Raw genomic sequence first — 24,768 nt, forward strand, 5'->3', positions numbered from 1 at the left:
GTGCGCGCATGCCGCTGACCATCGTCCTCGTCGAACCCGAAATCCCCGGCAACACCGGCGCGGTGGGGCGGACCTGCGTGGCGCTCGATGCCGAGCTGGTGCTGATCCACCCGCTGGGCTTCGACATCAGCGATGCGCGGGTCAAACGCTCGGGCCTCGATTACTGGCCGCACGTCAGGCTGGCCGAATTTGCCGACTGGGACGCGTTCGTCGCGGAACGCCAGCCGCGGGCCGACCAGCTTTTCCTGTTCGAGGAACACGGCTCGGTCTCGTTCTACGAGCCGGACTACCCCGACGATGCGATCCTCGTGTTCGGCAAGGAGACGACCGGCATCCCGCCGGCGATCTGGCGGGGCTATCCAGGGCGCCAGTTCCGTCTGCCGATGCGCTCGCAGCACATCCGCTCGCTCAACCTCGCCAACACCGTCGCCGCCGCGGCCTACCAGGCGCTGCGCGGCAAGCTGGCCTAGAACTCGCTCGCCTCGCGGTACTCGATCGGGATGCCGAGGTCGGCGAGCTGGCTGTCGATCTCTTTGCGGTCGCCGACCACCACGATGACCATGTCGTCGGGCTGCAGGTACTTCGCCGCGGCCGTATCGATCGCCGCGGCGTCCATCGCGCCGTAGACGGCGGGCAGCGTCGAGTAGTAGTTGTCGGGCCGGCCGAGCAGCTGGTTGTCGAGAATTCCGCCCAGCACCTGCGAATTGGTCTGGAACGAATTGGGCAGGCCGCGCACGTTGCCGTCGGTCACCCGCTGCAGTTCCACCTGGTCGACGCGCTTGCCGGCCGGGAAGGCCCGCATGTCCGCCAGCATCGCCTTTATCGCCTCACCGGTCTTGTCGGTCTGTACCGGGCTGTAGGCCGTGGCCATCAGCGGCCCCTTCGTCGAACTGACCGAGGAATAGGCGTAATAGGTCCACCCCTTGTCCTCGCGCAGGTCCATGTTGAGCCGCGAGAGGAAGCCCCCGCCGATCACCTGGTTGGCGAGGTCGAGCGATTCGAGGCTCGGCGCGGTGCCTTCCACCGGCAGGACGTGGCCCATCATGATCATCGACTGCGGCGCGCCCGGCCGGTCGATTACCACCATGCGCTGCTTCGCTGGCGGAACGGCGACGGAAAGGTCCTTGGTCGGCGCGGGCGTAGCAGGAGCCTGCCAGTTGCCGAACGCCTGCTCGAGCAGCGGAAGCAGCCTGTCCATCGTGATGTCGCCGACCACGGTGATCTGCGCCAGGTCGGGCCGCAGCCATGTCTCGTGCGCCGTGGACAGGTCGGCGGGCGTCAGGCCTTCGACCACGCTCGTCCGGCCGGCGGAACCGACCGAGCCATAGGGGTGCGCGGCGCCGTAGATCAGCGGCTTGAGCGCGCGCTGGGCGAGGGTGGTCGGCGTGGCCTGCTGTTGCTGGATCGCCGCGAGGCGCTGGTCCCTGACCCGCGCCACGTCGTCGGCGGCGAACTTCGGGTGCCGGGCGATGTCGGCCATCAGCGTCAGCGAGGGCGCCAGGTTGGCGGTCAGCGCAGTCATGCTCACGCGGCTCGAATCGAGCGACGTGCCGGTCTCGATCGAGGCGCCGAGCCGCTCCTGCTCCTCGGCGATCTCGACCGCGCTGCGGCTGGTCGTGCCTTCCTTGAGCAGGTCCATCATCAGCGACTGGGTGCCGGCGCGGGCGTTGCCGTCAGCGGCATAGCCGGCGTCGAAATCGAGCGAGACGCTGACCTTTGGGATCGCCGTGCGCGTGGCGAGCGACACGGGGATGCCGTTTGACAGCGTGGCGTGGCGCACGGCCGGGAAGGTCAGGTCGGCCACCGGCGCGACCGGCGGCGCTTCGCGCGCCGGTCCTTCTGCCACCGGCGGGGCCGGGGTCTTGGGGTCGGGCGGGGGCGGCGCCACGCTGCCTTCGTCTCCCCAGCCGCCCAGATCGGCTCCGTCGAGCGTGCGCTCGCCCGGCTCGACGACCAGGGTATAGGCGGGGCGGCCCAGCCACTTGGCGAGCGCCGCGCGGACTTGCGCCGGGGTCAGCGTCGCGGTTTCTTCGAGCGCCTTCTTGTAGTGCGCGGGATCGCCCGAATAGAGCAGCCCCTCGGCCAGTGTCGCGCCCTTGCCGCCCATGTCGCCGACCACTTCGAGTGCGCCGATCTCGGCCGAGACCGAGCGGGTTGCCGCGCGCAGCAGTTCGTCGCCCGTCGGGCCGTCGGCTACCAGCTGGTCGATGACTTCACCGAGGCGTCTCTCGGCCAGGGCCTCGTCGACGCCGGGCTTCACGACCATCTCGGCCTGGAGCAGGCTCGCGTCCTCGAACTGCTGGGCGTAGGCGCTGACCGACACGGCCAGTTGCTCGTCGCGTACGAGGATGTTGTCGAGGCGCGAGCTGGCGAGCCCGCCAAGCACTGTCATGCCGGCGTCGAGCGCCGCGGCGTCGGGAGCGTTGAGGCCCGGGCCGCTCCACACCTTGAAGATCTTGGTCGCCGGGACCTGGTCGGTGATGACCTGCCGCTTCGGCGCATCGAGCGTAACGATCGGCGAGGTCGGCTCGGTGATTTCGGGGCCGCGCGGAATGTCGCCGAACCACTTTTCGACCAGCGGCCGCGCGGTTGCCGCGTCGATGTCGCCGGTGAGCGCCAGGATGGCGTTGTTGGGGCCGTAATTGTCGATGTACCACTGACGCACGTCGCTCAGCGTGGCGGCGTCGAGGTCGGCCATCGAGCCGATCGTCGAGTGGCGATAGGGGTGGCCGACCGGGAACAGCGCATCGCCGATCAGATATTCGGTCAGGCCATAGGGCTGGTTGTCGCCAAGCCGCTTTTCGTTCTGCACCACGCCGCGCTGCTTATCGAGCTTGTCCTGCGTAACCGCGCCGAGGAGGTGGCCCATGCGGTCGCTTTCCATGAACAGCGTCAGGTCGAGGGCGCCGGTCGGCACGGTTTCGACATAGTTGGTGCGGTCGTACCAGGTCGAACCGTTGGTGCTGGTCGAGCCGGCGCCTTCGAGCGGAATATCGAAGTTGGGCACGTTCTCGCTGCCGCCGAAGAACAGGTGCTCGTAGAGGTGGGCAAAGCCGGTCTTGCCGCGCGGCTCGTTCTTCGAGCCGACCCGGTAGTAGGTCGTCACCCCGACGACCGGCGTCTTGCGGTCGGTATGCACCAGGACGGTGAGTCCGTTGGGCAGGGTGAAGCTCTGGTAGGGAATGTCGACCGCATCGACCAGCTGCGAAAGCGGGGCGGGCTTCGCCGGCGCCGTGCTGGCCGCGGGCGGCGCGGTGGCGGCGATCTCGGGCTGGGTGGTGGCGCAGGCAGCCAGGACAAGGGGAAGGGCGGCGGAAAGGAAAAGGCGACGCATCGAGTGTCCCGTGATCGTGTGAAAGGTGCGTTCCCGCGTGCCTAGCACGCGCGCGCGCGAAGGGTCAGGCTTTCGACCAACGGCATACCGCGCCAGATGGGCGTTCAGGCCGCGGCGCTGCGGGCGATCCCCACCTTGACCGGCGCGCTTTCCTTCAACGCCCACATTGCGACGAGGCCGATCAGCGAGACCCCGGTCAGGTACCAGGCGATCGACATCGGGTTGCCGGTCACTTCGAGAATCCAGGTGACCACGAGTTGGGTCGAACCGCCTAGGAAGGTCACCGGCACGGCATAGACCAGCGCGAACACGCGGGCGCGCACCGCCTTGGGAATACTCTCGCTGATCGCGGCATAGACCGCGCCGTACATGTAGCCCGAGATGTAGCTCAGGATCAGGTTGGCGCCGATGAAGCTGACCGCGTCGCGCCAGCTCGTCAGCCACAGGAAGCATGGCACCACCAGCACGCAGAACAGCGCCTGCGGCAACAGCATCACGTGCTTGCGGCCCTTGCGGTCGCTCACCGCGCCGCCAATCAGCACGGCGATGACCGAGATGCCGTTGTTGGCGAACTCGCCGGCGAGCGAGAGCGTGGGCGAGAGCTTGAGCGTGTTCTGCCCGTAGGTCGCCATGTACTGGAAGATGTAGGTCCCGATGGTGCCGGCGCCGATGATGATCAGCCCGCAGACGATCGGCCGGATGTACGAACGGAAGCCCTCGTCCGCCGCGACCGGCGAGGTATCTGCATGGTGCACCGTTTCGGGCAGCGAATTGCGCACCCACAGCGCGACCGGGACGATGGTGACGCCGAGCGCCAGAGCGATGCGCCAGCCGTAGTCGGACAGCTCCGCCTCGCTCAGCACCGCGGCGAGCAGCAGGCCGACTAGCGAGCCGATGGTGGCGGCGATGTTCTGGCTCGCCCCCTGCCAGCTCATCGACCAGCCGCGGCGCCGCGGGTCGGCGCCTTCCATCATGTAGATCGTCGCCGAACCGACCTCGCCGCCGAGCGCAAAGCCCTGGATCATCCGCGCGATCACCGCGATCACCGGCGCGGCATAGCCGATGGTGGCATAGCCCGGGGTGATCACCAGCAGGATGATCCCCGCGCCCATCAGGCTCATCGAGATCATCATCGCCGGCTTGCGTCCGACCCGGTCGGCATAGCCGCCGAGGATGTAGGCGCCGAGCGGACGGGTGAGGAAGCCGACGAAGAACGTCGCCAGCGAACCCATCAGCGAAAGGAATGCGCTCTCGGACGGGAAGAAGGCGTGTCCGATCTGGATGGCGAAGAAGGCGAAGGTGATGAAGTCGTAGAACTCGAGCCCGTTGCCGAGCGTGGCGGCGATGATCGCCTTTCGCCGTTCCTGCGGGGTCAGCGGGTGGTCGAACTCGGCGTCGGGGGCTGCGTCTGCGGGTACTTCGCTCAAGGCACGTCCCTTCGCTAGCGGCGGGATGGGGTTTGATGCCCCGGAAGCGGTGCAAAGCCTAGGAAAAACTCGGATTTGCCGCGGCAAATTTGACTCAGGACACTGTCAGCCGCGAAATCGAATCCTATATCCCGCACACAGCCGGGCGTGGCAGCCTCTTGTGTTGCAGGAATGTCACACCATCTAGGCCGGGAAAGGAATTGAGGGGCACTTCATGAATCTCGAAAAGTTCACCGATCGGGCCAAGGGCTTCCTGCAATCGGCACAGACCGTCGCGATCCGCATGAACCACCAGCGGATTTCGCCAGAGCACATTCTCAAGGCACTTCTCGAAGACAACCAGGGCATGTCCTGGCAGCTGATCGAGCGCGCCGGCGGCAATCCCAAACTGGCGGTCGACGAGGTCGATGCGGCGCTGGCCAAGGTGCCTGCGGTATCCGGCTCGGGAGCGCAGTCGACACCCGGACTCGACAACAACGCGGTGCGCGCCCTCGACCAGGCCGAACAGCTGGCGACCAAGGCCGGCGACAGCTTCGTGCCGGTGCAGCGCCTGCTGCAGGCGCTCGCACTGCAGAGCGACAGCGCGGCCGGCAAGGCGCTCAAGGCCGCCAACGTCGACGTCAAGAAGCTCGAAGCGGCGATTCAGGACGTGACCGGCGGTCGCACCGCCGACAGTTCGGGGGCCGAAGAGTCCTACGACGCGATGAAGAAGTATGCGCGCGACCTCACGCAGGCGGCGCGCGACGGCAAGCTCGATCCGGTCATCGGCCGAGACGAGGAAATCCGCCGCACGGTGCAAATCCTTGCACGGCGGACCAAGAACAACCCCGTGCTCATCGGCGAGCCCGGTACGGGCAAGACGGCGATTGCCGAAGGCCTGGCGCTGCGCATCGCCAACGGCGACGTGCCGGATTCGCTCAAGGACCGCTCGCTCATGGCGCTCGACATGGGCGCGCTGATTGCCGGCGCGAAGTACCGCGGCGAGTTCGAGGAGCGGCTGAAAGCCGTGCTCGACGAGGTCAAGGGCGCCGAGGGGCACATCATCCTGTTCATCGACGAGATGCACACGCTGATCGGCGCCGGCGCGTCCGAAGGCTCGATGGATGCCGGCAACCTGCTCAAGCCCGCGCTCGCGCGCGGCGAGCTGCACTGCATCGGCGCCACCACGCTCGACGAGTACCAGAAGTACGTCGAAAAGGACGCCGCGCTGCAGCGTCGCTTCCAGCCGGTCTTCGTCGCGGAACCGACGGTCGAGGACACGATTTCGATCCTGCGCGGGCTGAAGGAGAAGTACGAGCTGCACCACGGCGTGCGCATCACCGACGGGGCGATCGTTGCCGCCGCGCAGCTCTCCAACCGCTATATCACCGACCGTTTCCTGCCCGACAAGGCGATCGACCTGATGGACGAGGCCGCTTCGCGCATCCGCATGGAAGTGGAGAGCAAGCCGGAGGAGATCGAGAACCTCGACCGGCGCATCATCCAGCTCAAGATCGAGGAGCAGGCGCTCGGCAAGGAAAAGGACCAGGCGAGCAAAGACCGCCTTGCCGCCTTGCGCGAGGAGCTGGCGAACCTCGAGCAGCAGTCAAGCGAATTGACCACGCGCTGGCAGACCGAGCGCGACAAGATCGCCGGCGAGGCGAAAGTCAAGGAAGCACTCGACCAGGCCCGCATCGAGCTCGAACAGGCGCAGCGTTCCGGAGATCTCGCCAAGGCCGGCGAGCTGCAATACGGCCGCATTCCCGAACTCGAGAAGCAGCTCGCCGCGGCCGAAGGCGTCACCGAGAACGCCTTGCTGCGCGAGGAAGTGACCGAGGACGATATCGCCGGCGTGGTCAGCAAGTGGACCGGAATCCCGGTCGACAAGATGATGGAGGGCGAGCGCGAGAAGCTGCTGCAGATGGAAGGCATGATCGGCAAGCGCGTGATCGGCCAGCAGCAGGCCGTCGCCGCCGTGTCGAGAGCCGTTCGCCGCGCCCGCGCGGGCCTGCAGGATCCGAACCGGCCGATGGGCAGCTTCCTGTTCCTCGGCCCGACCGGCGTGGGCAAGACCGAGCTGACCAAGGCGCTCGCCGGGTTCCTGTTCGACGACGACAACGCGATGGTCCGCATCGACATGTCGGAATTCATGGAAAAGCACGCCGTCGCGCGGCTGATCGGTGCGCCTCCGGGCTATGTTGGTTATGAAGAGGGCGGAGTTCTAACCGAAGCGGTTCGCCGGAGGCCCTATCAGGTCGTGCTGTTCGACGAGGTCGAGAAGGCGCATCCCGACGTTTTCAACGTCCTGCTGCAGGTGCTCGACGACGGGCGCCTCACGGACGGGCAAGGCCGGGTGGTCGATTTCTCCAACACGCTGATCATCCTGACCAGCAACCTCGGCAGCCAGTACCTCTCGAACATCACCGACGACCAGAGTGTCGAGGATGTCGAGCCGCAGGTGATGGAAGTCGTGCGCGGGCATTTCCGGCCCGAATTTCTCAACCGGCTCGACGAAATCATCCTGTTCCACCGCCTGAGCATGGACGACATGGGCCCCATCGTCGATCTTCAAGTCGCCCGGGTGCAGAAGCTGCTCAAGGACCGCAAGATCGAGCTCGACCTGACCGAAGGCGCGCGCAAGTGGCTCGCCCGTGTCGGCTACGACCCGGTCTACGGCGCGCGGCCGCTGAAGCGGGCGGTGCAGCGTTACCTGCAGGATCCGCTGGCCGAGAAGCTCCTCGCCGGCGAAGTGCCCGATGGCAGCACGGTCAAGATCGACGAGGGCGACGGCGAACTGAAGATGGTGGTGGCGTGAGGTCGATGGCCTGAACGAGGAAGGGCCTCGGCCTGGGCAGCGACCACAGGGGGCGGCACGTGAAATCGCCGCGTTTGCCCCGCGGTGAGGGGGCATTCCACGCCTGGCGCCGTTGTGCATCCGGAAATCACTTTCCTACAGCTCCCTATCTGTGCCTTAAGCTCGCCGATGAAACCGCCGGCACCCATCGCCCTTCGGCAGCGTTTTGCCGCCGTTTCCCGCGATGTGTCACCCCCGGAAGGGAGCCGGTTTTCGGCGGAATTCCGCGGGTTTCGCTCGCGGCGGCAGGGTGACAGGGTGTAACTTGTGTCACCCTGTCGCGCGGTCGGGAGACCCTCGGGCGCGGGGATGACGAAACGAGGACGAACGGCTAAGCCGCGCTCGACAGAACCAAGGAGCCTGCACGCATGAAGATCGACAACACCATCGCCGCCGTCGTCACCGGCGGCGCCTCGGGCCTCGGCGAGGCGAGCGCGCGGGCGCTGGCGGCCAAGGGCGCGAAGGTCGCGATCTTCGACCTCAACGCCGAGCGCGGGGAGATGGTAGCGGGCGAGATCGGCGGCACGTTCTGCCAGGTCGACGTTTCGGACGAGGCCTCGGTCGATGCCGGATTCGAAAAGGCGCGCGCCGCCCACGGGCAGGAGCGGGTGCTGGTGTGCTGCGCCGGGATCGGCACGATCGGCAAGACGGTGCGGCGCGACCGCGACAGCGGCGAGATCTCGCACCTGCCGGTCGACCTGTTCGTGAAGACCATCAAGGTCAACCTGGTCGGGACCTTCCAGTGCGTCGCCAAGTCGGCTGCCGGGATGATGACGCTCGACGGCATGGAAGACGGCGAGCGCGGCGCGATGGTCTGCACCTCGTCGGTCGCCGCCGACGACGGCCAGATCGGGCAGGTCGCCTATGCCGCCAGCAAGGCCGCGGTGAAGGGCATGACCCTGCCGATCGCGCGCGACTTCATGCAGGAAGGCATCCGCATCAACTCGATCCAGCCCGGCATCTTCGCCACGCCGCTGCTCGCCGGCTTGCCGCAGAAGGCGCAGGATTCGCTCGCCGCCGCGGTGCCGTTCCCCAAGCGGCTCGGGCATCCCGAGGAATATGCCGGCCTCGTCATGTTCATGCTCGAGACCGGCTACTTCAACGGCGAGAGCGTGCGGCTCGACGGCGCCATACGCATGGCGCCGAAGTAGCGACCGGCTAGGCGCATGGCCGGCTGGCACATCGGAGTCATCGGCGGGTCGGGGCTCTACGAACTTGGCGCGCTCGAGGATGCCCAGGTGATCCCGGTCGGCAGCGCCTTCGGCGCTCCGAGTTCGCCGGTCACCATGGGCCGGATCGGCGCCGTGCAGTTCAGCTTCATCGCCCGCCACGGCGAGGGCCACCGTTTTTCGCCGAGCGAGGTCAACTACCGCGCCAACATCGATGCGCTCAAGCGCTGCGGCGTGACCGACGTGCTGGCAATCAACGCCATCGGCTCGCTGCGCGAGGAACTTGCGCCAGGTACGTTCGTCGTCTGCGACCAGATCATCGACCGCACCGTGGCGCGCGAGCGTAGCTTCTTTGGCGAGGGCCTGGTCGCGCATGTCAGCCTCGCCGATCCGGTCTGTGGGCGACTTGCGGGCTTTGCCGCTCGCGCCGCCGAAGCGGCGGGGGCCTCCGTCCATCGTGGCGGCACTTACGTGGCGATCGAGGGGCCGCAGTTCTCGACCCGGGCCGAGAGCCACATGTTTCGCGCTCTCGGCGCCGACGTCATCGGCATGACCGCGATGCCCGAAGCGCGGCTCGCCCGCGAGGCCGAGCTGCCCTACGCCGTGCTCGGAATGGTCACCGACTACGATTCCTGGCGCGACAGCGAAGCGGGCGTCGAGGCGGACGAGATTCTCGCGGTGATGAGGCGGAACGCCGCGCTGGCCCGGACGACGCTCGTCGCGCTTGCCGACGCGCTGCCGGCCGAGCGAGAAGCGGTGGACATCGAGACGGTCCTCGACAGTGCCATCGTCACCCCCCGCGCGCACTGGCAGCCGGCGCGGCTGGTCCGGCTCGATGCAATCATGGCGCGGCTTCTGGCGCAATAATACGCAAGGTCTTGCAGCGAATCGCATAGCAAGCTTGCAAATTCTGCGGAATTTGCAACAAACTGGTTTTCTATGAAACAATCTACACGTCTCAGCGATTTCCTGCCCTATCGTCTCTCGGTGACCTCGAACGCGGTCAGCGGCCGTATTTCGCAGGAATACCGCAGCCGCTTCGGGCTCAGCATTCCCGAGTGGCGCGTCATGGCCGTGCTCGGCGACGCCGGCGGGCTGACCCAGCGCGACCTCACGCGGCTGACGCTGATGGACAAGGTGGCGGTCAACCGCGCCTGCAAGGTGCTCGAGGAGCGCCAGCTGGTGGTGCGCGAACCGAACGCCAGCGACGGCCGTTCGCATCTGCTCCAACTCACCCCCGCGGGCTCGGAGATGCACAGCCAGATCATGCCGCTGGCGCTGGAGATGGAACGCCAGCTGTTCGCCAGCTTCACCGACGAGGAAGTGGACACGTTCCGCTCGCTGCTCAGCCGCGTCCTGACCGAAGCCGAAGCGCTCGCTACCGAGACGTTCGACGGCGCCGACTACGGACTCGGCGCGCCGGACTGAGCCGTCCGGTATGCGGCAATGAAAAGCCCCGCCGGCCTGGGCCGGCGGGGCCTTTTGTCAGTGCGAAGCGACCGCGAGGTCAGTGCGAGCCGGGACCGCCGCCCGAGAAGGCGTCGCTGATCGAGCAGGCCGCCGGACCGAGAATGACGATGAACAGCACCGGCAGGATGAACAGGATCAGCGGCACGGTCATGATCGCCGGGAGGCGAGCGGCCTTTTCCTCCGCGCGCATCATGCGCTCGTTGCGGAACTCGGCCGACAGCACCCGCAATGCCGAGGCGAGCGGGGTGCCGTAGCGTTCGGTCTGGATCATCGTCGTCACCACGCCGCGCACCGCATCGAGCTCGACGCGGTAGGCGAGGTTCTCGAAAGCCTGGCGCCGCTCGGTCAGGAACGACAGTTCGATCGCGGTCAGCGCGAACTCGTCGCCGAGTTCGGGGTAGGCCCGGCCCAGCTCCTTGGCGACCCGGTTGAACGCAGCGTCCACGGTCAGGCCGGCTTCGGCGCAGATGACCAGCAGATCGAGCGCATCGGGCAGCCCCTTGCGGATCTCCACCGTGCGCTTGTTGGCCTTGTTCTTGAGGTAGAGCTCGGGTCCCTTGTACCCGGCCACCACGAGCGCGGCGAAGGCCATGAAGCGCTTGAAGCTGCCCCAATCGGGGAACGTATCGGTCCAGTACAAGACGACGATGCCGAGAAAGCCTAGCGCGATCGGCAGGACCATGCGGGCGAAGATGACGAAGACCGCGAATTCCTTGTTGCGGTAACCGGCCTGGGCCATCTTCTGCTGAATGATCTTGACCTGGCTGTCCTGCAGAACCTTCATGTTCTGCAGGGTGTCCTTGACCTTGTCGGTGGTCTCGGTGCGCTTGACCAGGCTCTGGCGCTTCTTCGCCTTGCCGGTGATGATGCCCGACTTGAGCTCTTCGCGCCGCGCGTTGAGCGACTTCACGCGCTTGGCCATCGGGTCCTTGACCGTGATGGCGGTGTAGACGGCGAAGAACATCGCCGCCGCGGCAATGCCCGCCAGGATCGTGCCGACGAGTACGACGTCGACGCCGAGGAGGGTGGGACCGTGAGCGGGAGTAATCATGATATCGTAAGCTCCCCGCTCAGATTTCGAAGCTGACCATCTTGGCCATGATGAAGCCGCCGATGCTCATCCACACCAGGCCGCCGAGGCCGGCGACCATCAGGCGTTCTTCGGTGAAAAAGCCGCCAATATAGCTCGGGTTGATCCAGTAGATCAGGACGAACACGATGAACGGCAGCGAGCCGACGATGTAGGCAGAGGCCTTCGATTCCGAGCTCATCGCGCGGATCTTGAGTTTCATCTGCGCGCGCTTGCGCAGCACGTCGGCCAGGTTGGAAAGCGTTTCGGCCAGGTTGCCGCCGGTCTCGCGCTGGATCGCGAGCGTGATGACGAAGAACTGGAACTCCGGCGTGCCGAGACGGTCGGCCGTTTCCTGGAGCGATTCCTCCATCGTCCGGCCGATCTTGATACGCTCGACGACCCCTTTGAACTCGTGGCCTACCGGTCCGGGAATCTCCTGCGCGACGACGCCGAGCGTTTCGGTCACCGGCAGGCCCGAGCGCAGGCCGCGCACAAGCAGTTCGATGCTGTCGGGAAACTTGGCGTTGAAGGCGTTGAGGCGGCGCTTGATCATCGAGTTGACGACCATGTGCGGCAGCCCTGCTCCGACCAGCAAGCCGACGCCGAGCGCCAGCAGCGGCGCTCCGGTCTTGAGGAACAATACCGCCGTAATGGCCACCGCGAGACCGACCGAGGCATACATGTACTGCGTCAGCGACCAGCCGCGTCCGGTCCGCTCGAGCCGCATGGCTAGCGCTTCCGAGCGCGAACCCGCCCCCGCGACCCTGTGCATCTTCGGTTTGCGCGCGGCGATCGCCTTCTTGAGTTGGGATTCGACCTTGGCGTTGGTGCTTTCCGAGTGACGATAGCGCACGCCCTGAAGACGCCGCTGCGCCTCCTTGGCCGGCGACTTGCCGGTGAACGCGAGACTGCCGAGAATCAGCAGCGCCATGATCCCGGCTGCCACCAGCGCAATCTGGAAGATGATCATAACGCTATCGCCTTTCGCTCACCGGGCCCGATATCCGGCCCGATCAGGCCGGTTCCGCCTGCGGCGCTGCCTTGGGCTTCTTGCTCAGGAGCGACTTGAGATCGAACTTGCCGAGCAGCGAGGAGCTCGCTGCGGTCGCCTCCCCTTCCTCGCCTTCTTCGCCCTTGCCGAGCACGGCCTTGGCGATGTCGCGGATGACCGCGCCGGCCTTGCTCGAGCGGTTCGCGTCAACGAAGGTCTGGCCGAGCTTAGCCGCGTTGACGGCGGCTTTCTGGTCGTAGGGGATCAAGAAATCGATCTTGCGCTCGATCGAGGCCTCGAAATCCGCTTTGCTGATTTCCGCCAACCCGGTTTGCACCTTGTTGGCAACGACGATCGGGGCGACCGCAGGGGCGTTGGTCTTGAGCCACGAGAGGATGCGGATCGTGTCGCGGGCCGAAGCCAGCGTCATTTCGGCGACCAGCGTCACGACATTCACGTCCTGCAGCAGGTGCGGGAAGTTGATCAGCATGTTGCGCGGCAGGTCGACGACCGTGCTCTCGAACGCCTGGCGGAACTCTTCCTCGAGCTGCACGAAGGCGCTGCCGTCGGTCATCAGCGGTGAGTTGATCGGCGCTTCGGCCGAGAGGATCGCGAGGTTGTCGTTGGCCCGGATCATGGCGCGCTCGATGAACAGGCCGTCGATGCGACTCGGGTTTTCGATCGCGTCTGTCAGGCCGCGACCCGGTTCGAGGTCGAGGCTGAGCGCCCCGGTGCCGAAATGCACATCGAGGTCGAGCAGCGCGGTCGGGCGCTTGTGATCGGTGCTGAAGAGCCAGGCGAGCGAAGTCGCCAGGGTCGATGCACCGACACCGCCACGGGTACCGACGACGGCCGTCGAGACGTGGGGCTTGTGCGTTTCGCCTTCGCCGCCGCGCGGCGCGGCGAACACCGCCTGTGCCTGGTTCAGCGAATCGCGGACCTGTCCGGCCGAAAGCGGCTTGAGCAGGTAATCGTGAATCCCGCTTGCGAGCAGGTCCCGATAAAGCCGGACGTCATTCACCTGGCCGACCGCGATCACCACCGTGCCCGGTTCGCAGACCTCGGCCAGCGCGTTGATATCGTTAAGGGGATCGCCGCTTTCCGACAAGTCGACCATCAGGATTGCCGGGCTCGCGGCAATCGACAGCGATTGCACAGCGTTGCGCAGGCCGCCCTTGGCGCACTTTTCCGGCGCCCAGCCTAGCTCGATCACGACCGGACGCAGGACGTCCAGAGCGGTTTCGTCGCAGATGAAGGCGGCGAAGGGGTCGCGGTTGCCGGCCACGCCGGGTTTCCAAGGCGCATTCATCTTACTTACCCCCTTCCTGTGAGGACACGGCGGGCAAGCCCTGGGCGCCCGTCGGCGGTGCGTCGCGGTAGGTCTTGATTGCCTTGCTCGAGCTCATGACGGTCGTCTCGCCGGTACCCGTGGCGCCGTGCAGCAGGTGCTCGGGATTGGCGACCATCGCGGCGATGTTGCCATTGACGGCACAGCCGAAGCCGGAGTGCGTGGCGTTGTCGCCGTAGTCGTTGAGCTTGTCGTCCCAGTTGGGGCAGTTCGGCACCGAGGCGTGGCTGCGCGTGACGACCACACGAACCTTGCCGGGATCGACATAGCCTGCAGTGACCGGAGCGCCGTCGCTGAGCAGCAGGCCGTAACGGCCAGCCAGCTTGGCGATGTCGTCGCGGACGGCGGGGCTCGCCGTGGCATCGTCGATCGAGACGCGATCGCCGTATCCCAGACCCAGCGAGTCAAACCAGCCGGCCAAGCGACCCTGCTCGCTCACCGGCAAGCCGGCCGCGTTCGCGCCGAGGTCGAGCGCATAGTTGGAGCGCTCGACGATCGGTTGGTTGACGCTGTCGAGCGAGTAGTTCTTCGGCGCGCTGTTCGTGGCGCAGGCGCCCGTCGCCAGCCCCAGCGAGAGAGCGAGCGCGGTCGTCAGCGCTTTGTTGGTTGCGATAGACATCGTCTTCACCTTTCTCACTGGAAGCTGAAGCCGGGCGAGGCAGCCTCGGCACGCTTTTCGGTCTTCATGTCCTTGCGGCGATCGGCGTCGTCGGCCTGGCGCGGCGCGGTCACATTGTCCCCCAGGCCGACGGCCGGCGGCGGGGCGGATTCGCCAGCGGCCTCGGGGCCGGGACGCTCGGCGCCGGTGACGCCGTTGTTCTCGCGGTTGAGCAGGAACTGCTGGCCGGCATCCGGCGCGCGGAAGCCGTCGGTCGGCAGCTTGATCTCGCTGTCGTCCACCGGGTTGACCAGATACGGGGTGACCACGATCACCAGCTCGGTCTGTCCCTTGCGGAATTCGGTCGACTTGAAGAGATTTCCGAGGATCGGCAGGTCACCGACGCCCGGTGCCTTGTCGATGGTGTTCTGCGCGTTGTTGCTCAGCAGACCGGCGATCATGAAGCTCTGGCCGGAGCCGAGTTCGACCGTCGTTTCCGCGCGGCGGATCGTCAGCGCCGGGATCTGGAAGCCGTTGAGCGTCACCGCGCCCTGGCTCGAAAGCTCGGACACTTCGGGGCGGACGCGGATCGAGATCCGGCCGTTGGCGAGAACGGTGGGCGTGTAGGCCAGGCTGACGCCGTACTTCTTGTATTCGACGGTCGTCGTGCCAAGACCTTGGCTGAGCGGAATGGGGAATTCGCCGCCGGCAAGGAACTCGGCGGTTTCGCCCGAAAGCGCGGTCAGGTTCGGCTGCGACAGGGTGGTCACCAGACCGTCGCGCTCGGCCAGATCGAGCGCCGAGCCGATGTCGAGCCCGAGGAACTTGCCAAACGCACCGATCGTCGTGCCGTTGGCGAGCGGGCTGACTGAAGTGGCGGCGCATTCGGCGAGTTTCGTCGGATCAGTGATGCTGGCGCAAACCGTCGTCACGCTGCCCGCGCCCACGCCGGTAACTCCGCCGCCGGGCCGGTAACTAGGCAACCAGCCCGCACGGCCCTGCCCGATTCCGAATTGGAAGCCGCTCGAACTATCGATTGACGCGAGGTTGACGCCCAGCGAGCGGACGAGCGAGCGGCTCACTTCGGCGAAGCGGACGCGCAGGTTGACCTGCAGCGGCGTCGCCGTCTTGAGGCGCGAAATGACGTTGGCATTGTCGCCGACGAAAGCGGAGACGAGACGCTCCGCCTCGGCCGCATCTTCGGGCGCGGCGACCGTGCCGGTGAGCAGCACCGTGTTCGTGCCCATCGTCGCGACGTTGATTTTGGCTTCCGGCATCGCCAGCGTCAGCATCTGATCGACACTGTCGAGGTTCGAACCGACGCGGACGTTGGCCGACCAGACGATGTCGCCGGCACTGTTGCTGGCATAGACCGTGGTCTCGCCGCCGGCCTTGCCGAAGACGTAGAGCTGGCGTTGCGACTTCACCTGCACGTCGGCAATCGAGTCGTTGGCGACGAAGATGTCCGACATCGAGCCGGGCACCGTCACCAGTTGGCCGCGGCCGATCGAGATGACGATCTGCTGCGCCGGCGCGGCGACGGACTGGGCTTCGGCCGGGCCGGCCGGAATGCCGGACAGCGGCGCCAGCGCACTCGCGGCGATCAGCGCGGACTTGAGAAGGCGGCTTTTCATTGTCTTGCCCCTCGATTGGAACACGCGGTCAGCGTTGCTCTTGAGTTTGGTTGCGTTGCTCATGGGATTACCTGAGAGTGGCGACGCCGACGCCAACGGTACCGGCTGCAGAGCCGACGGCCGCGGCCTGACGGTCCTTGAGCTGTCCGGCGCCCTTGTCGACGGATTCGACTGTGGTTTGCGCGGAGCCGCGCGTTACCCGCACAACCGGGCCGCTAGGACGCGTCGGCGCGCTGCCCTGCTGCGGGGTACCCGGCATGGGTGCAGCCTGAGGGACCGTGGTGGCGGGCATCGAACGGCGCTGGAAGCGCGACACGTCGCCGCCGGTCACGAAGGTCGAGGCGCCGTCCTGCTTTGCGGCGACGGCGCGGCGCAGCAGACGGTCTTCCTCGTCCTTCGAGACGCCATCGGGCACGTTGACTTCGCCGTTGGCGATTGCCTGGTCGAGCTCGCTCTGGTTATCGGCGATCGAGCGTAGCGACAGGCTCAGCGTTCCGATCGTCTGGGCGACGGTAATCTTCTCCGCAATCTTGGGCGTCGCTTCGAGGGTGATCGTGCGGAACGCCTTGACGACGGTCTTGCCATCCTCGGTGGTGGTCGTTTCGGTGGACTGGTCGGTGGCGAGCACGCGGAGGTTGTGAAGGATTGTCTCCGCCGCATTCAGGCTCTGGCCTTCGACGCCGCTGATCGTCTGCGTCAGCATCAGGTCGACATGGTCGCCCGGGAAGATGAAGCCGCCAACGCCGGTCTTTTCGGACACCGGCACGGTGACGGCGCGCATGCCCGGGCCCAGCGCTGCGGCCAGGAAACCGCGATCACCGGGGCTCACGAGCGAACCCTGGGTGACCGGTTCCCCCGCCGTGATCGGATGGCGCACGACGGTGCCAAGCAGCTTGCTCATGTCCGCCTCACCGTCGATGAAATAGGCGTCCTGCACCAGTTCCTTCGGCCACAGCTGATAGCCGATGGCGTCGGCGGTGATGATTGTGCCAACCGGCAACGCGCGCTTGGCCACGAGGACCTTGGGCCCCTGCGGCTGGGCCGGCGCGGCCTCGGCCTGCGGCGCGGACGCGCCGACGAACATGCTCCGGGCGGCCAGGGCCGTGCCGATCGCAATGATCAGCGCCCCCAGCAGCAATACCAGCTTCTTCCTGTCCATGGTGCGTCAAGCCCCCTCGATGGAAATGGCGTTAAGATTGTTGGCGCTTAAGCCGTGAGTGGTTAAAATCGGGTTCACCCCAAACTGCCGGAAACGGCGGCGCTGGCCGGCCAGTACTGAGCCGAAAGCACCCACAATCCGGCGCAGGCGATGGCGACGCCGTAAGGGATGGCGAGGCGCTCCTTGCTGCCGCGGATCATGTGCCAGGCCGCGAAAAAGACCGTCAGCACGCCGCCCAGCAGCGCCATCATGACCAAGAGCTTGAGAAACCAGCTCGGTTCGATCCACATCGCCAGCGCGGCCAGGAGCTTGACGTCACCGCCGCCCATCGCGCCAAGCGCGAAAAGGCCGGCGAGGACGACGAAAGCCGCGAGCGCAACGCCGACCTGCAATGCGACGTCCGGCCACAGCGAGAGGTCGCTGGCCCACCAGAACAGCGGTGCGGACAAGGCGATGCCGGCGGTGAGCCAATTACCGATCTGACGCGAACGCAGGTCGGTGAAGGCGGCAATCAGCAGTGCGATTGCCAAGCCCGCCAGCAGTCCATATTTGAGCGGATCGTCCAACACCGATGCCCCCGTGAATTCCCGGATGTCAGTGCTAGCGATCAGGGCTTACCAAATAGTAACCACGGGCAGGAGGCTGGAATTAGCCAAGGCAATGAGGCGGAAAACGTGCGTTTCGACCGCCGCGCCATTCCGTCTATCGCCCAGGAAAGCCGCTGGCTGACACCCGGCGGCCAAGCGCTTCGCCGCATCGACTGGGCGCCGCCGGCGCAGGGCGGGCGCGGCGGCATTCTGTTCATGCCCGGGCGCGGCGATTCCTACGAGAAATACCTCGAGACGCTCGACCACTGGAACCGGCAAGGCTGGGGGGTCACTGCTGCCGACTGGCGCGGACAGGCCGGTTCGGGCCGGCTCGGGGGCGACGCGATCACCGGCCACATTGACGATTTCGGCATCTGGACCGCCGATCTCGCTGCCTTGTGGCGCGAGTGGCGCGAGGACACCAAAGGCCTGGGCGTCCTCGCCGGGCATTCGATGGGCGGCCACCTCGTACTGCGCGCGGTTGCCGAACGGGCGATCGCGCCCGACGCGCTGGTGCTCTCCGCGCCCATGGTCGGGTTTCTGCCCGATCTGGTGCCGGAACGCTTGAAACTGGCTGCGGCCAGCCTGATGTGCCGGCTCGGCGACCCGCGCCGGCCGGCATGGAAGTGGAGCGAAAAGCCCGGCGAGTTGCCGACCGGGCGGGCCCTGCTGTTAACTCACGACACCGAGCGTTATGCCGACGAGGCTTGGTGGCGCGCCACGAGGCCTGAGCTGGTCATGGGGCCGGGAAGCTGGGGCTGGCTGCGCGCGGCGCTGCGATCGATCCTCTACCTGCGGCAGCGGGGCGTGATCGAAGCTATCGAAACGCCGACGCTTATCTTGGCGGCGGAGCATGATCGACTGGTCAGTTACGCCGCCATCCGCCGGATGGCCCAGCGCCTCCCGCATTGCGAACTGGTGCGATTCGGCCGCGAGGCGTTCCACGAACTGCTGCGCGAAGCCGATCCGGTTCGCGACCGCGCGCTTGCGGCGATCGACGCATTCCTCGACAGGCTCGCGCCGAAATGAAGCGAGAATGCGACATCGCGGTGATCGGCGCAGGAATGGCCGGCGCCAGCATCGCTGCCGAGCTGGCGCCGCATGCCAGCGTTACGATCGTCGAGGCCGAGGCGCAGCCCGGCTACCACGCCACAGGCCGCTCGGCCGCGTTCTGGGAGGAGTGCTACGGCGGCCCCGACGTCGTGCCCTTGACCCTCGCCTCGGGACCATATCTGCGCGAGCTCGGGCTGCTGCGCGAACGCGGCGCGCTTTATGTCGGGCGGCGCGAAGACGAAGCAGCCATCGAGGCCTTCCTGCAGCGCTTCGCAGGCTCGGGCGCGACAATCGAGCGGCTCCACCGCGCCGCGCTCGAGCGATCGATCCCTGGCGTTCGGCCGGGATGGGACCATGCGGTCAGCGAACCCGCCTGCGCCGATATCGACGTCGCCGCGCTTCACCAGCATTATCTCAAACGCGCGCGAGCGGCGGGAGCGCAGCTGCGCTGTTCCGCGCGCGTCGACCGGCTGGAGCGATCGGCCGCCGGCTGGGATATGGCGCTGGCCGACGGCAACGAAGTGCGCGCCGGCGTGGTGGTCGACGCAGCCGGCGCCTGGGCCGATTCGGTAGCACGGCTGGCCGGCGCCGCCTCGCTCGGCATCCAGCCATTGCGGCGGACCGTGGCGCAGCTTCGCACCTCTCCCGCGCCACCCGACGACCTTCCGCTGGTGCTCGACATTTGCGGCCGCTTCTATTTCAAGCCCGAGAGCGGCCGGGTGTGGCTGAGCCCGCACGACGAAACGCCGACCGAGGCTTGCGACGTCGCGCCCGAGGAACTCGACATCGCGGAGGCCATCGCCCGGTTCGAGAAGGTCGTCGATTGGCGCGTCGAGGCGCTCGAGCACAAATGGGCCGGCCTGCGCAGCTTCGCGCCGGACCGCCTGCCGGTCTACGGATTCGACGTGCGCGCGCCCGGGTTCTTCTGGTTCGCGGGTCAGGGCGGTTTCGGAATCCAGACCGCGCCGGCGGCGGCGCGCTTTGCGGCGCAGCTCCTGCTCGGCCTGCCGCGCGACGCTATGACCGAGCGGCTCGATGCTGCGCTCTATTCGCCGGACAGGTTCGCGTAACCATCGCGGACGCAGGGGCAGGTCGGTCGCGCCGCTTCTCCGCAAGACCCGCCGCACGGCGCCGGTTCACTGCCGGAGCCAGCCGTTCCTTAACTTGCAGCGGTGTCGGCCGCTGCGCTCGCCAGCCGGTCCGCCCGTTCGTTTTCCGGGTGGCCAGCGTGGCCCTTGACCCAGATCCACCTGATGCGGTGCGGCGCCGCAGCGTCGAGCATTTGTTGCCACAGGTCGGCATTGAGTACCGGCTTCCGGCTGGCATTGATCCAGCTCTTGCGCTGCCATCCCTCGATCCACTTGGTTATTCCGTCGATGACATAGCGGCTGTCCGAATGCAGGTTGACCTCGCAAGGTTCGGTCAGCGCTTCGAGCGCACGGATGACCGCGGTCATTTCCATGCGGTTGTTGGTGGTCGCCGCCTCGCCGCCCGACAGCTCCTTTTCATGAGTCCCGCGCCGCAGGATCGCGCCCCAGCCGCCGGGGCCGGGATTGCCTTTGCAGGCCCCGTCGGTAAAAATCTCTACTGCCTTCATCGCCCCGCCTTGCCCTAGGCTCCGATGCCGGGAAAGGCCCTGTCAGCATGTTCTGCATAGAATTCGAGACGCCGCGCGAAATCCATCGGGTCCTTGCGCGTAACCAGGGCGTCGGCGGGGGTATGGAGCCAGTCGTAAGCGCGGCTCGACAAAAAGCGCATCGCCGCCCCGCGGGCCAGAACGGGCAGTGCGGCGCGCTCCTTTTTCGCCAGCGGCCTGACGCTCTCGTATCCGGCGACGAGCGCTTCGGCGATGGCCGGGCGAAACGCGCCCTTCTCGTCGAAGCACCAGGCGGCGTGGGTCACTGCCAGATCGTAGGCGGTGATGTCGTTGCAGGCGAAATAGAAGTCGATGAGGCCGCTGACCTGCTCGCCGAGCATCAACACGTTGTCGGGAAAAAGGTCGGCATGGATGACCGAACGCGGCAGCTCGCTTGGCCAGTTCCGCGCCAGGAAGGCGAGTTCGGCGCGCACAAGACCAGGCAATGTCGGCTCGATCTGCGCCAGCCCAGCCTCGCCGCAATCGTCGAGCATCGCGCGCCATGCGGCGAGGTCCATGGCGTTGGCCCGTTCGCCGGGAAAGTCCGTGGCCGCCGCATGGATGCCCGCCAGCGCGGCCCCCACCGCCCGGGCCTGGGCCGCCCGAGGACGCGCGACCGAGACACCGGGCAGGAACTCGATGAGGGCCACAGCCTTGCCGCCGATGGTCCGCGATGCCGCGCCCGAGCGATCGTGGATCGTGCGGGGGACCGGGCAGCCTCTTGCCGAAAGGTGGTCGAGCAGGCCGAGGAAGAACGGCAGTTCGGCCACGTCGATGCGCCGCTCGTACATCGTCAGGATGAAATGCCCGCCGGTGGTTTCGACCAGCCAGTTGGAATTGGAGACGCCTTCGGCAATACCTTTGGCGGACCGCAACTCACCCACATCGTATTCGGCGATGAGCACCGCGAGCTCTTCAGCCGAAAGGTGCGTGTAGACCGCCATCAGGCGAGTTGGCGCGGCAGCTTGAAAATCATCTTTTCTTCGGCGGTGACCACGGTGTGCTCCTCCACCTCGCGCCATTCGCCAAGTTTGTCGACGACTTCGCGGACGAGCTTTTCGGGCGCCGAGGCTCCGGCGGTGATGCCGATGGTCCCGATGCCCTCGAGCCAAGCCGGATCGATGTCGGACGCACGCTCGATCAGACGGGCGTCGGTTCCACAGCGCTCGGCGACCTCGACGAGGCGCAGCGAATTGGACGAATTGGGGGCACCGATCACCAGCACGAGATCGCTGCCCGGGGCGATCTGCTTGACTGCGGCCTGGCGGTTAGAGGTCGCATAGCAGATGTCCTCGGCCTTCGGGCCGACGATGTTGGGGAACCTGGCGGAGAGCGCTTCGACCACCTTTGCGGTATCGTCGACCGACAGCGTCGTCTGGGTCAGATAGGCCAGCGGAGTTTCCGCGGGAATGTCGAGCGTAGAGACGTCTTCGACCGTTTCGACCAGAGTCATCGATCCTTCGGGGACCTGACCGAACGTTCCGATCACCTCGGGATGGCCGCGGTGGCCGATGAATACGATGTGCCGCCCGGCCTCGATCTGGCGTTCCGCCTGGCGGTGGACCTTGCTGACCAGCGGGCAGGTCGCGTCAAGGTATTGAAGGCCGCGATCTTCGGCTTCGGCCGGGACCGACTTGGGCACGCCGTGGGCGCTGAAAACCACCGGAACGCCATCGGGAACTTCGTCGAGTTCCTCGACGAAGACGGCACCTTTGGCTTTCAGCCCGTCCACCACGAACTTGTTGTGGACGATCTCGTGACGCACGTAGACCGGCCCCCCGTAGCGGGCGAGCGCGCGGTCGACGATTTCGATCGCCCGGTCCACCCCGGCGCAGAACCCTCGCGGAGCCGCGATCAGTACGGTGAGCGGCGGCTTGGCCGCCGGGGTATTGGCTTCTTGAAATGGGGCGTTCATCTTGCCGCCTCTAGCCGTTGTGCCGCCGGGGCGAAAGGGCTAGGGCACCCGCGCAAATCTGACGAGGACAGTGCATGAAAATCCGTACCGCCGCCTTTGCCGGACTGGCCTTAGCGACCCTGGCGGGTTGCAAGACCCAGGGCGACCTCGTCGTCGATGAGGGCGTCGGTATCACCGCACTTCGCACGGTTTGCCCGGCGGTCGGGATTCCCGACTACACCGGCGACATCACGCTGTTCTCGCCGTCGGGGACTGTCACCGCGGAGGCCATCGACGTCACCGCCTCGATGACCGACGTGCGCACCACCTGCGACGAATCGGGCGACAAGATCTACGCCCAGGCCAATTTCGACGTCTTCGCCCAGCGCCGCGACAGCCGCGGGGCCCGGACGGTCGAACTGCCATACTTCGCCACCGTGGTGCGCGGCGGCAACGCGGTCCTGTCCAAGCGGGTCGGCACCGTGACGCTCAATTTCGCCGATGGCCAGGCGCGCGCTTCCGCCACCGGATCGGGCGGCGCTTTCATCGACAAGGCCGAAGCAACGCTGCCCGACGACATCCGCGAACGCATCACCCGCAAGCGCAAGGCGGGCGAGGCCGACGCAGCGGTCGATCCGCTGGCCGAGCCCGCGGTCCGCGCCGCGGTGTCGCGCGCGAGCTTCGAATTGCTGGTCGGTTTCCAGCTTACGCAGGAACAGCTGGCTTACAACGTTACGCGCTAGGGCCGAGCCGCGTCAGCCTTTCCCGGGCGCGGCAAACAGGCTAACGGCGCGCGCAATGTCCGATACCCAGACCCTGTACGCCGCGTTCGCGGCCAAGATCGATGCAGCGCTGTCGGCACTGGAAGCTGACGGAATGCTGCCCCCTGGGCTGCCGCGCGCCAATATCAGCGTGGAGCCGCCGCGCGATCCCTCGCACGGCGACCTGGCGACCAATGCGGCGATGGTGCTGGCCAAGCCCGCGGGCACGAATCCGCGCGGTCTGGCCGAGGCTATTGTCGCCAGGCTCACGAGCGATCCGGCCGTGGCGAGTGCCGAGATTGCCGGGCCCGGCTTCATCAACCTGCGACTCGCCGAAGACGCCTGGCGCAACGAGCTCGCGGCAATCGACACGCTCGGCAAAGACTACGGCCGGTCGCACTTCGGCGCCGGGCGGCGGGTCAATGTCGAATACGTCTCGGCCAACCCGACCGGTCCCATGCACATGGGGCACTGCCGCGGTGCGGTGGTCGGCGATGCGCTCGCCACCTTGCTCGAATTCGCCGGCTATGCCGTGATCCGCGAATACTACGTCAACGATGCCGGAGCGCAGGTTCAAACCCTCGCTCGCTCGGTGCACATGCGTTACCGCGAGGCGCTGGGCGAGGATATCGGCGAGATTCCGCCGGGTTATTATCCCGGCGATTACCTCGTGCCGATTGGGCAGGCCCTGGCCGAAGAGTTCGGCGACAAGTACGCCGGCGCACCAGAAAGCGAGTGGCTCGACCTGTTTCGCGAACGGGCCGTGGCGGCGATGCTCGAGATGATCCGCTCCGACCTCGCCTTGCTCGGCATTCGTCACGATGTGTTTTCCTCCGAAGCCGAGCTGCAGGCGCAGGGCAAGCCCCAGGCGGCCGAACAATGGCTGCGCCAGCACGACCTGGTGTTCGACGGCATCCTCGAAGCTCCCAAAGGCAAGACGCCCGAGGACTGGGAACCGGTCGAGCTGCCGCTGTTTCGCTCGACCAAGTTCGGCGACGATCAGGACCGCCCGATCCGCAAGAGCGACGGCAGTTGGACCTACTTCGGCGCCGATCTCGCCTATCACATGCAGAAAGCGGAAGGCGCCGACGAGCTGATCGACATCTGGGGTGCTGACCACGCCGGCACGGTCAAGCGGATCAAGGCTGCCGTCGCCGCGCTCAGCGAGGGCGCCAAAGAAGCTGGGGGCGAGCCGATTCCTTTCGACGTCAAGCTGGTGCAGATGGTCCAGCTGCTGCGCGGCGGCGAGCCGGCCAAGATGTCGAAGCGTTCGGGCAATTTCGTAACCATTGCCGACATGGTCGGCGAGGTCGGCAAGGACGTGGTCCGCTTCACAATGCTGACCCGCAAGCCCGAAGCGCAGATGGATTTCGACTTCGTCAAGGTGGTCGAGGCGTCGAAAGACAATCCGGTGTTCTACGTCCAATATGCCCACGCGCGCGTCCGCTCGACCCTGCGCAAGGCTGCGGCCGAGGGACTGGCGCCGTCGCGAGAGCACCTCGACCGCCTCGGCGACGACGAGCTGAATCTGGTCAAGCTGGCGGCTCAGTTTCCGCGCATCGTGGAAGCGGCCGCGCAGGCGCGTGAACCGCACCGTATCGCCTTTTATCTCTACGACCTTGCGGCTGCTTTCCATGCCTTCTGGAACATGGGCAACGACGATCCAGCCAAGCGGATTATCGTGACGCAGGACCCCGAGCTCACCGCGGCGAGGCTTTTCCTCGGCGAGCAAATCGGGCAGGTACTTCGCAACGGCCTGGCTGTACTGGGGGTTGAAGCAGTCGAGGAGCTGTAGGGGATGT

Annotated in this window: 21 protein-coding genes; 9 read left to right on the forward strand and 12 right to left on the reverse strand. The window is 66.6% G+C overall.

All coding sequences use genetic code 11. From position 1 onward, the window contains the following. Positions 1-8: 8 nt before the first annotated feature. Positions 9-470, forward strand: a complete 462-nt coding sequence (locus Q7I88_RS06145; protein WP_305098161.1) for a tRNA (cytidine(34)-2'-O)-methyltransferase — start codon at positions 9-11, stop codon at positions 468-470. Here Q7I88_RS06145 and Q7I88_RS06150 read toward each other — a convergent pair. Further along, positions 467-3,334 (reverse strand): M16 family metallopeptidase, encoded by a 2,868-nt coding sequence (locus Q7I88_RS06150; RefSeq protein ID WP_305098162.1) that lies wholly within the window; start codon positions 3,332-3,334, stop codon positions 467-469. The genes Q7I88_RS06145 and Q7I88_RS06150 overlap by 4 nt on opposite strands. A 104-nt stretch (positions 3,335-3,438) precedes the next feature. Continuing rightward, positions 3,439-4,761 carry an MFS transporter gene (locus tag Q7I88_RS06155; protein ID WP_305098163.1) on the reverse strand — a complete coding sequence of 441 codons (1,323 nt, stop codon included), beginning with the start codon at positions 4,759-4,761 and terminating at the stop codon, positions 3,439-3,441. A 214-nt stretch (positions 4,762-4,975) separates the two neighbouring features. Between Q7I88_RS06155 and clpB the strand changes: the two genes are divergently transcribed. The 4 genes from clpB to Q7I88_RS06175 all read left to right on the forward strand — a co-directional run bounded on the left by clpB (position 4,976) and on the right by Q7I88_RS06175 (position 10,191). Continuing rightward, positions 4,976-7,555, forward strand: a complete 2,580-nt coding sequence (gene clpB / locus Q7I88_RS06160) for an ATP-dependent chaperone ClpB (RefSeq protein ID WP_305098164.1) — start codon at positions 4,976-4,978, stop codon at positions 7,553-7,555. A gap of 407 nt (positions 7,556-7,962) precedes the next feature. Next, positions 7,963-8,745: an SDR family NAD(P)-dependent oxidoreductase gene (locus Q7I88_RS06165; RefSeq protein ID WP_305098165.1), complete on the forward strand. Its 783-nt coding sequence runs from the start codon at positions 7,963-7,965 to the stop codon at positions 8,743-8,745. Between the two features lie 15 nt (positions 8,746-8,760). Further along, on the forward strand, positions 8,761-9,630 hold the full coding sequence (gene mtnP / locus Q7I88_RS06170) for an S-methyl-5'-thioadenosine phosphorylase (protein ID WP_305098166.1): 870 nt from the start codon (positions 8,761-8,763) through the stop codon (positions 9,628-9,630). A gap of 72 nt (positions 9,631-9,702) precedes the next feature. After that, complete coding sequence (locus Q7I88_RS06175) at positions 9,703-10,191, forward strand: MarR family winged helix-turn-helix transcriptional regulator (RefSeq protein WP_305098167.1); 489 nt, start codon at positions 9,703-9,705, stop codon at positions 10,189-10,191. 79 nt (positions 10,192-10,270) lie between these two features. On the opposite strand, the gene Q7I88_RS06180 is transcribed toward Q7I88_RS06175, so the two are convergent. From Q7I88_RS06180 to Q7I88_RS06210, 7 genes are all read right to left on the reverse strand, one after another. After that, a complete protein-coding gene (locus Q7I88_RS06180; RefSeq protein WP_305098168.1) occupies positions 10,271-11,284 on the reverse strand; it encodes a type II secretion system F family protein in 1,014 nt (337 codons plus the stop codon). Between the two features lie 19 nt (positions 11,285-11,303). Next, the gene (locus tag Q7I88_RS06185; RefSeq protein ID WP_305098169.1) at positions 11,304-12,275 is read right to left on the reverse strand and encodes a type II secretion system F family protein; all 972 of its coding nucleotides are present in this window, start codon (positions 12,273-12,275) and stop codon (positions 11,304-11,306) included. 43 nt (positions 12,276-12,318) lie between these two features. Then, positions 12,319-13,605: a CpaE/TadZ family protein gene (locus tag Q7I88_RS06190; protein ID WP_305098170.1), complete on the reverse strand. Its 1,287-nt coding sequence runs from the start codon at positions 13,603-13,605 to the stop codon at positions 12,319-12,321. A 1-nt stretch (position 13,606) separates the two neighbouring features. Beyond that, positions 13,607-14,263: a CpaD family pilus assembly protein gene (locus Q7I88_RS06195; protein WP_305098171.1), complete on the reverse strand. Its 657-nt coding sequence runs from the start codon at positions 14,261-14,263 to the stop codon at positions 13,607-13,609. A gap of 14 nt (positions 14,264-14,277) precedes the next feature. After that, positions 14,278-15,876, reverse strand: a complete 1,599-nt coding sequence (locus Q7I88_RS06200; protein ID WP_305098172.1) for a type II and III secretion system protein family protein — start codon at positions 15,874-15,876, stop codon at positions 14,278-14,280. 67 nt (positions 15,877-15,943) lie between these two features. Further along, positions 15,944-17,035, reverse strand: a complete 1,092-nt coding sequence (cpaB, locus tag Q7I88_RS06205; protein ID WP_305098173.1) for a Flp pilus assembly protein CpaB — start codon at positions 17,033-17,035, stop codon at positions 15,944-15,946. Positions 17,036-17,109: 74 nt separating this feature from the next. Next, the gene (locus tag Q7I88_RS06210; protein WP_305098174.1) at positions 17,110-17,604 is read right to left on the reverse strand and encodes an A24 family peptidase; all 495 of its coding nucleotides are present in this window, start codon (positions 17,602-17,604) and stop codon (positions 17,110-17,112) included. A 105-nt stretch (positions 17,605-17,709) separates the two neighbouring features. Here Q7I88_RS06210 and Q7I88_RS06215 point away from each other — a divergent pair, with 105 nt between their 5' ends. Further along, a complete protein-coding gene (locus Q7I88_RS06215) occupies positions 17,710-18,651 on the forward strand; it encodes an alpha/beta fold hydrolase (RefSeq protein WP_305098175.1) in 942 nt (313 codons plus the stop codon). After that, entirely contained in the window at positions 18,648-19,745 is a 1,098-nt protein-coding gene (locus tag Q7I88_RS06220) for an NAD(P)/FAD-dependent oxidoreductase (RefSeq protein ID WP_305098176.1), read from the forward strand. The genes Q7I88_RS06215 and Q7I88_RS06220 overlap by 4 nt, the downstream gene beginning before the upstream one ends. A gap of 89 nt (positions 19,746-19,834) precedes the next feature. On the opposite strand, the gene rnhA is transcribed toward Q7I88_RS06220, so the two are convergent. The 3 genes from rnhA to ispH are packed head-to-tail and all read right to left on the reverse strand — an operon-like array spanning position 19,835 to position 22,226. Then, entirely contained in the window at positions 19,835-20,272 is a 438-nt protein-coding gene (rnhA, locus tag Q7I88_RS06225) for a ribonuclease HI (protein ID WP_305098177.1), read from the reverse strand. Between the two features lie 14 nt (positions 20,273-20,286). Continuing rightward, positions 20,287-21,255 (reverse strand): homoserine kinase, encoded by a 969-nt coding sequence (gene thrB, locus Q7I88_RS06230; RefSeq protein WP_305098178.1) that lies wholly within the window; start codon positions 21,253-21,255, stop codon positions 20,287-20,289. Then, positions 21,255-22,226, reverse strand: coding sequence for a 4-hydroxy-3-methylbut-2-enyl diphosphate reductase (ispH, locus tag Q7I88_RS06235; protein WP_305098179.1), 972 nt, complete (start codon positions 22,224-22,226; stop codon positions 21,255-21,257). The genes thrB and ispH overlap by 1 nt, the downstream gene beginning before the upstream one ends. Positions 22,227-22,300: 74 nt before the next feature. On the opposite strand from ispH, the gene Q7I88_RS06240 reads away from it, so the two are divergent. Together Q7I88_RS06240 and argS are read left to right on the forward strand one after the other, a co-directional pair. Continuing rightward, positions 22,301-22,948, forward strand: coding sequence for a hypothetical protein (locus Q7I88_RS06240; protein WP_305098180.1), 648 nt, complete (start codon positions 22,301-22,303; stop codon positions 22,946-22,948). Between the two features lie 55 nt (positions 22,949-23,003). Next, a complete protein-coding gene (gene argS / locus Q7I88_RS06245; protein WP_305098181.1) occupies positions 23,004-24,761 on the forward strand; it encodes an arginine--tRNA ligase in 1,758 nt (585 codons plus the stop codon). Positions 24,762-24,768: the final 7 nt, after the last annotated feature.

Origin of the sequence: Croceibacterium aestuarii (assembly GCF_030657335.1) — a bacterium.
Lineage (GTDB): Bacteria > Pseudomonadota > Alphaproteobacteria > Sphingomonadales > Sphingomonadaceae > Croceibacterium_B > Croceibacterium_B aestuarii.

What these genes read in the sequence shown, in the direction of transcription:
- Q7I88_RS06180 (WP_305098168.1), bottom strand. Translation starts at nt 11,284, where the DNA reads ATGATTACTCCCGCTCACGGTCCCACCCTCCTCGGCGTCGACGTCGTA.
- thrB (WP_305098178.1), bottom strand. Translation starts at nt 21,255, where the DNA reads ATGGCGGTCTACACGCACCTTTCGGCTGAAGAGCTCGCGGTGCTCATC.
- Q7I88_RS06195 (WP_305098171.1), bottom strand. Translation starts at nt 14,263, where the DNA reads ATGTCTATCGCAACCAACAAAGCGCTGACGACCGCGCTCGCTCTCTCG.
- Q7I88_RS06145 (WP_305098161.1), top strand. Translation starts at nt 9, where the DNA reads ATGCCGCTGACCATCGTCCTCGTCGAACCCGAAATCCCCGGCAACACC.
- Q7I88_RS06185 (WP_305098169.1), bottom strand. Translation starts at nt 12,275, where the DNA reads ATGATCATCTTCCAGATTGCGCTGGTGGCAGCCGGGATCATGGCGCTG.
- rnhA (WP_305098177.1), bottom strand. Translation starts at nt 20,272, where the DNA reads ATGAAGGCAGTAGAGATTTTTACCGACGGGGCCTGCAAAGGCAATCCC.
- Q7I88_RS06190 (WP_305098170.1), bottom strand. Translation starts at nt 13,605, where the DNA reads ATGAATGCGCCTTGGAAACCCGGCGTGGCCGGCAACCGCGACCCCTTC.
- ispH (WP_305098179.1), bottom strand. Translation starts at nt 22,226, where the DNA reads ATGAACGCCCCATTTCAAGAAGCCAATACCCCGGCGGCCAAGCCGCCG.
- Q7I88_RS06150 (WP_305098162.1), bottom strand. Translation starts at nt 3,334, where the DNA reads ATGCGTCGCCTTTTCCTTTCCGCCGCCCTTCCCCTTGTCCTGGCTGCC.
- cpaB (WP_305098173.1), bottom strand. Translation starts at nt 17,035, where the DNA reads ATGGACAGGAAGAAGCTGGTATTGCTGCTGGGGGCGCTGATCATTGCG.
- Q7I88_RS06240 (WP_305098180.1), top strand. Translation starts at nt 22,301, where the DNA reads ATGAAAATCCGTACCGCCGCCTTTGCCGGACTGGCCTTAGCGACCCTG.
- mtnP (WP_305098166.1), top strand. Translation starts at nt 8,761, where the DNA reads ATGGCCGGCTGGCACATCGGAGTCATCGGCGGGTCGGGGCTCTACGAA.
- Q7I88_RS06165 (WP_305098165.1), top strand. Translation starts at nt 7,963, where the DNA reads ATGAAGATCGACAACACCATCGCCGCCGTCGTCACCGGCGGCGCCTCG.
- Q7I88_RS06220 (WP_305098176.1), top strand. Translation starts at nt 18,648, where the DNA reads ATGAAGCGAGAATGCGACATCGCGGTGATCGGCGCAGGAATGGCCGGC.
- Q7I88_RS06200 (WP_305098172.1), bottom strand. Translation starts at nt 15,876, where the DNA reads ATGAAAAGCCGCCTTCTCAAGTCCGCGCTGATCGCCGCGAGTGCGCTG.
- argS (WP_305098181.1), top strand. Translation starts at nt 23,004, where the DNA reads ATGTCCGATACCCAGACCCTGTACGCCGCGTTCGCGGCCAAGATCGAT.
- Q7I88_RS06175 (WP_305098167.1), top strand. Translation starts at nt 9,703, where the DNA reads ATGAAACAATCTACACGTCTCAGCGATTTCCTGCCCTATCGTCTCTCG.
- clpB (WP_305098164.1), top strand. Translation starts at nt 4,976, where the DNA reads ATGAATCTCGAAAAGTTCACCGATCGGGCCAAGGGCTTCCTGCAATCG.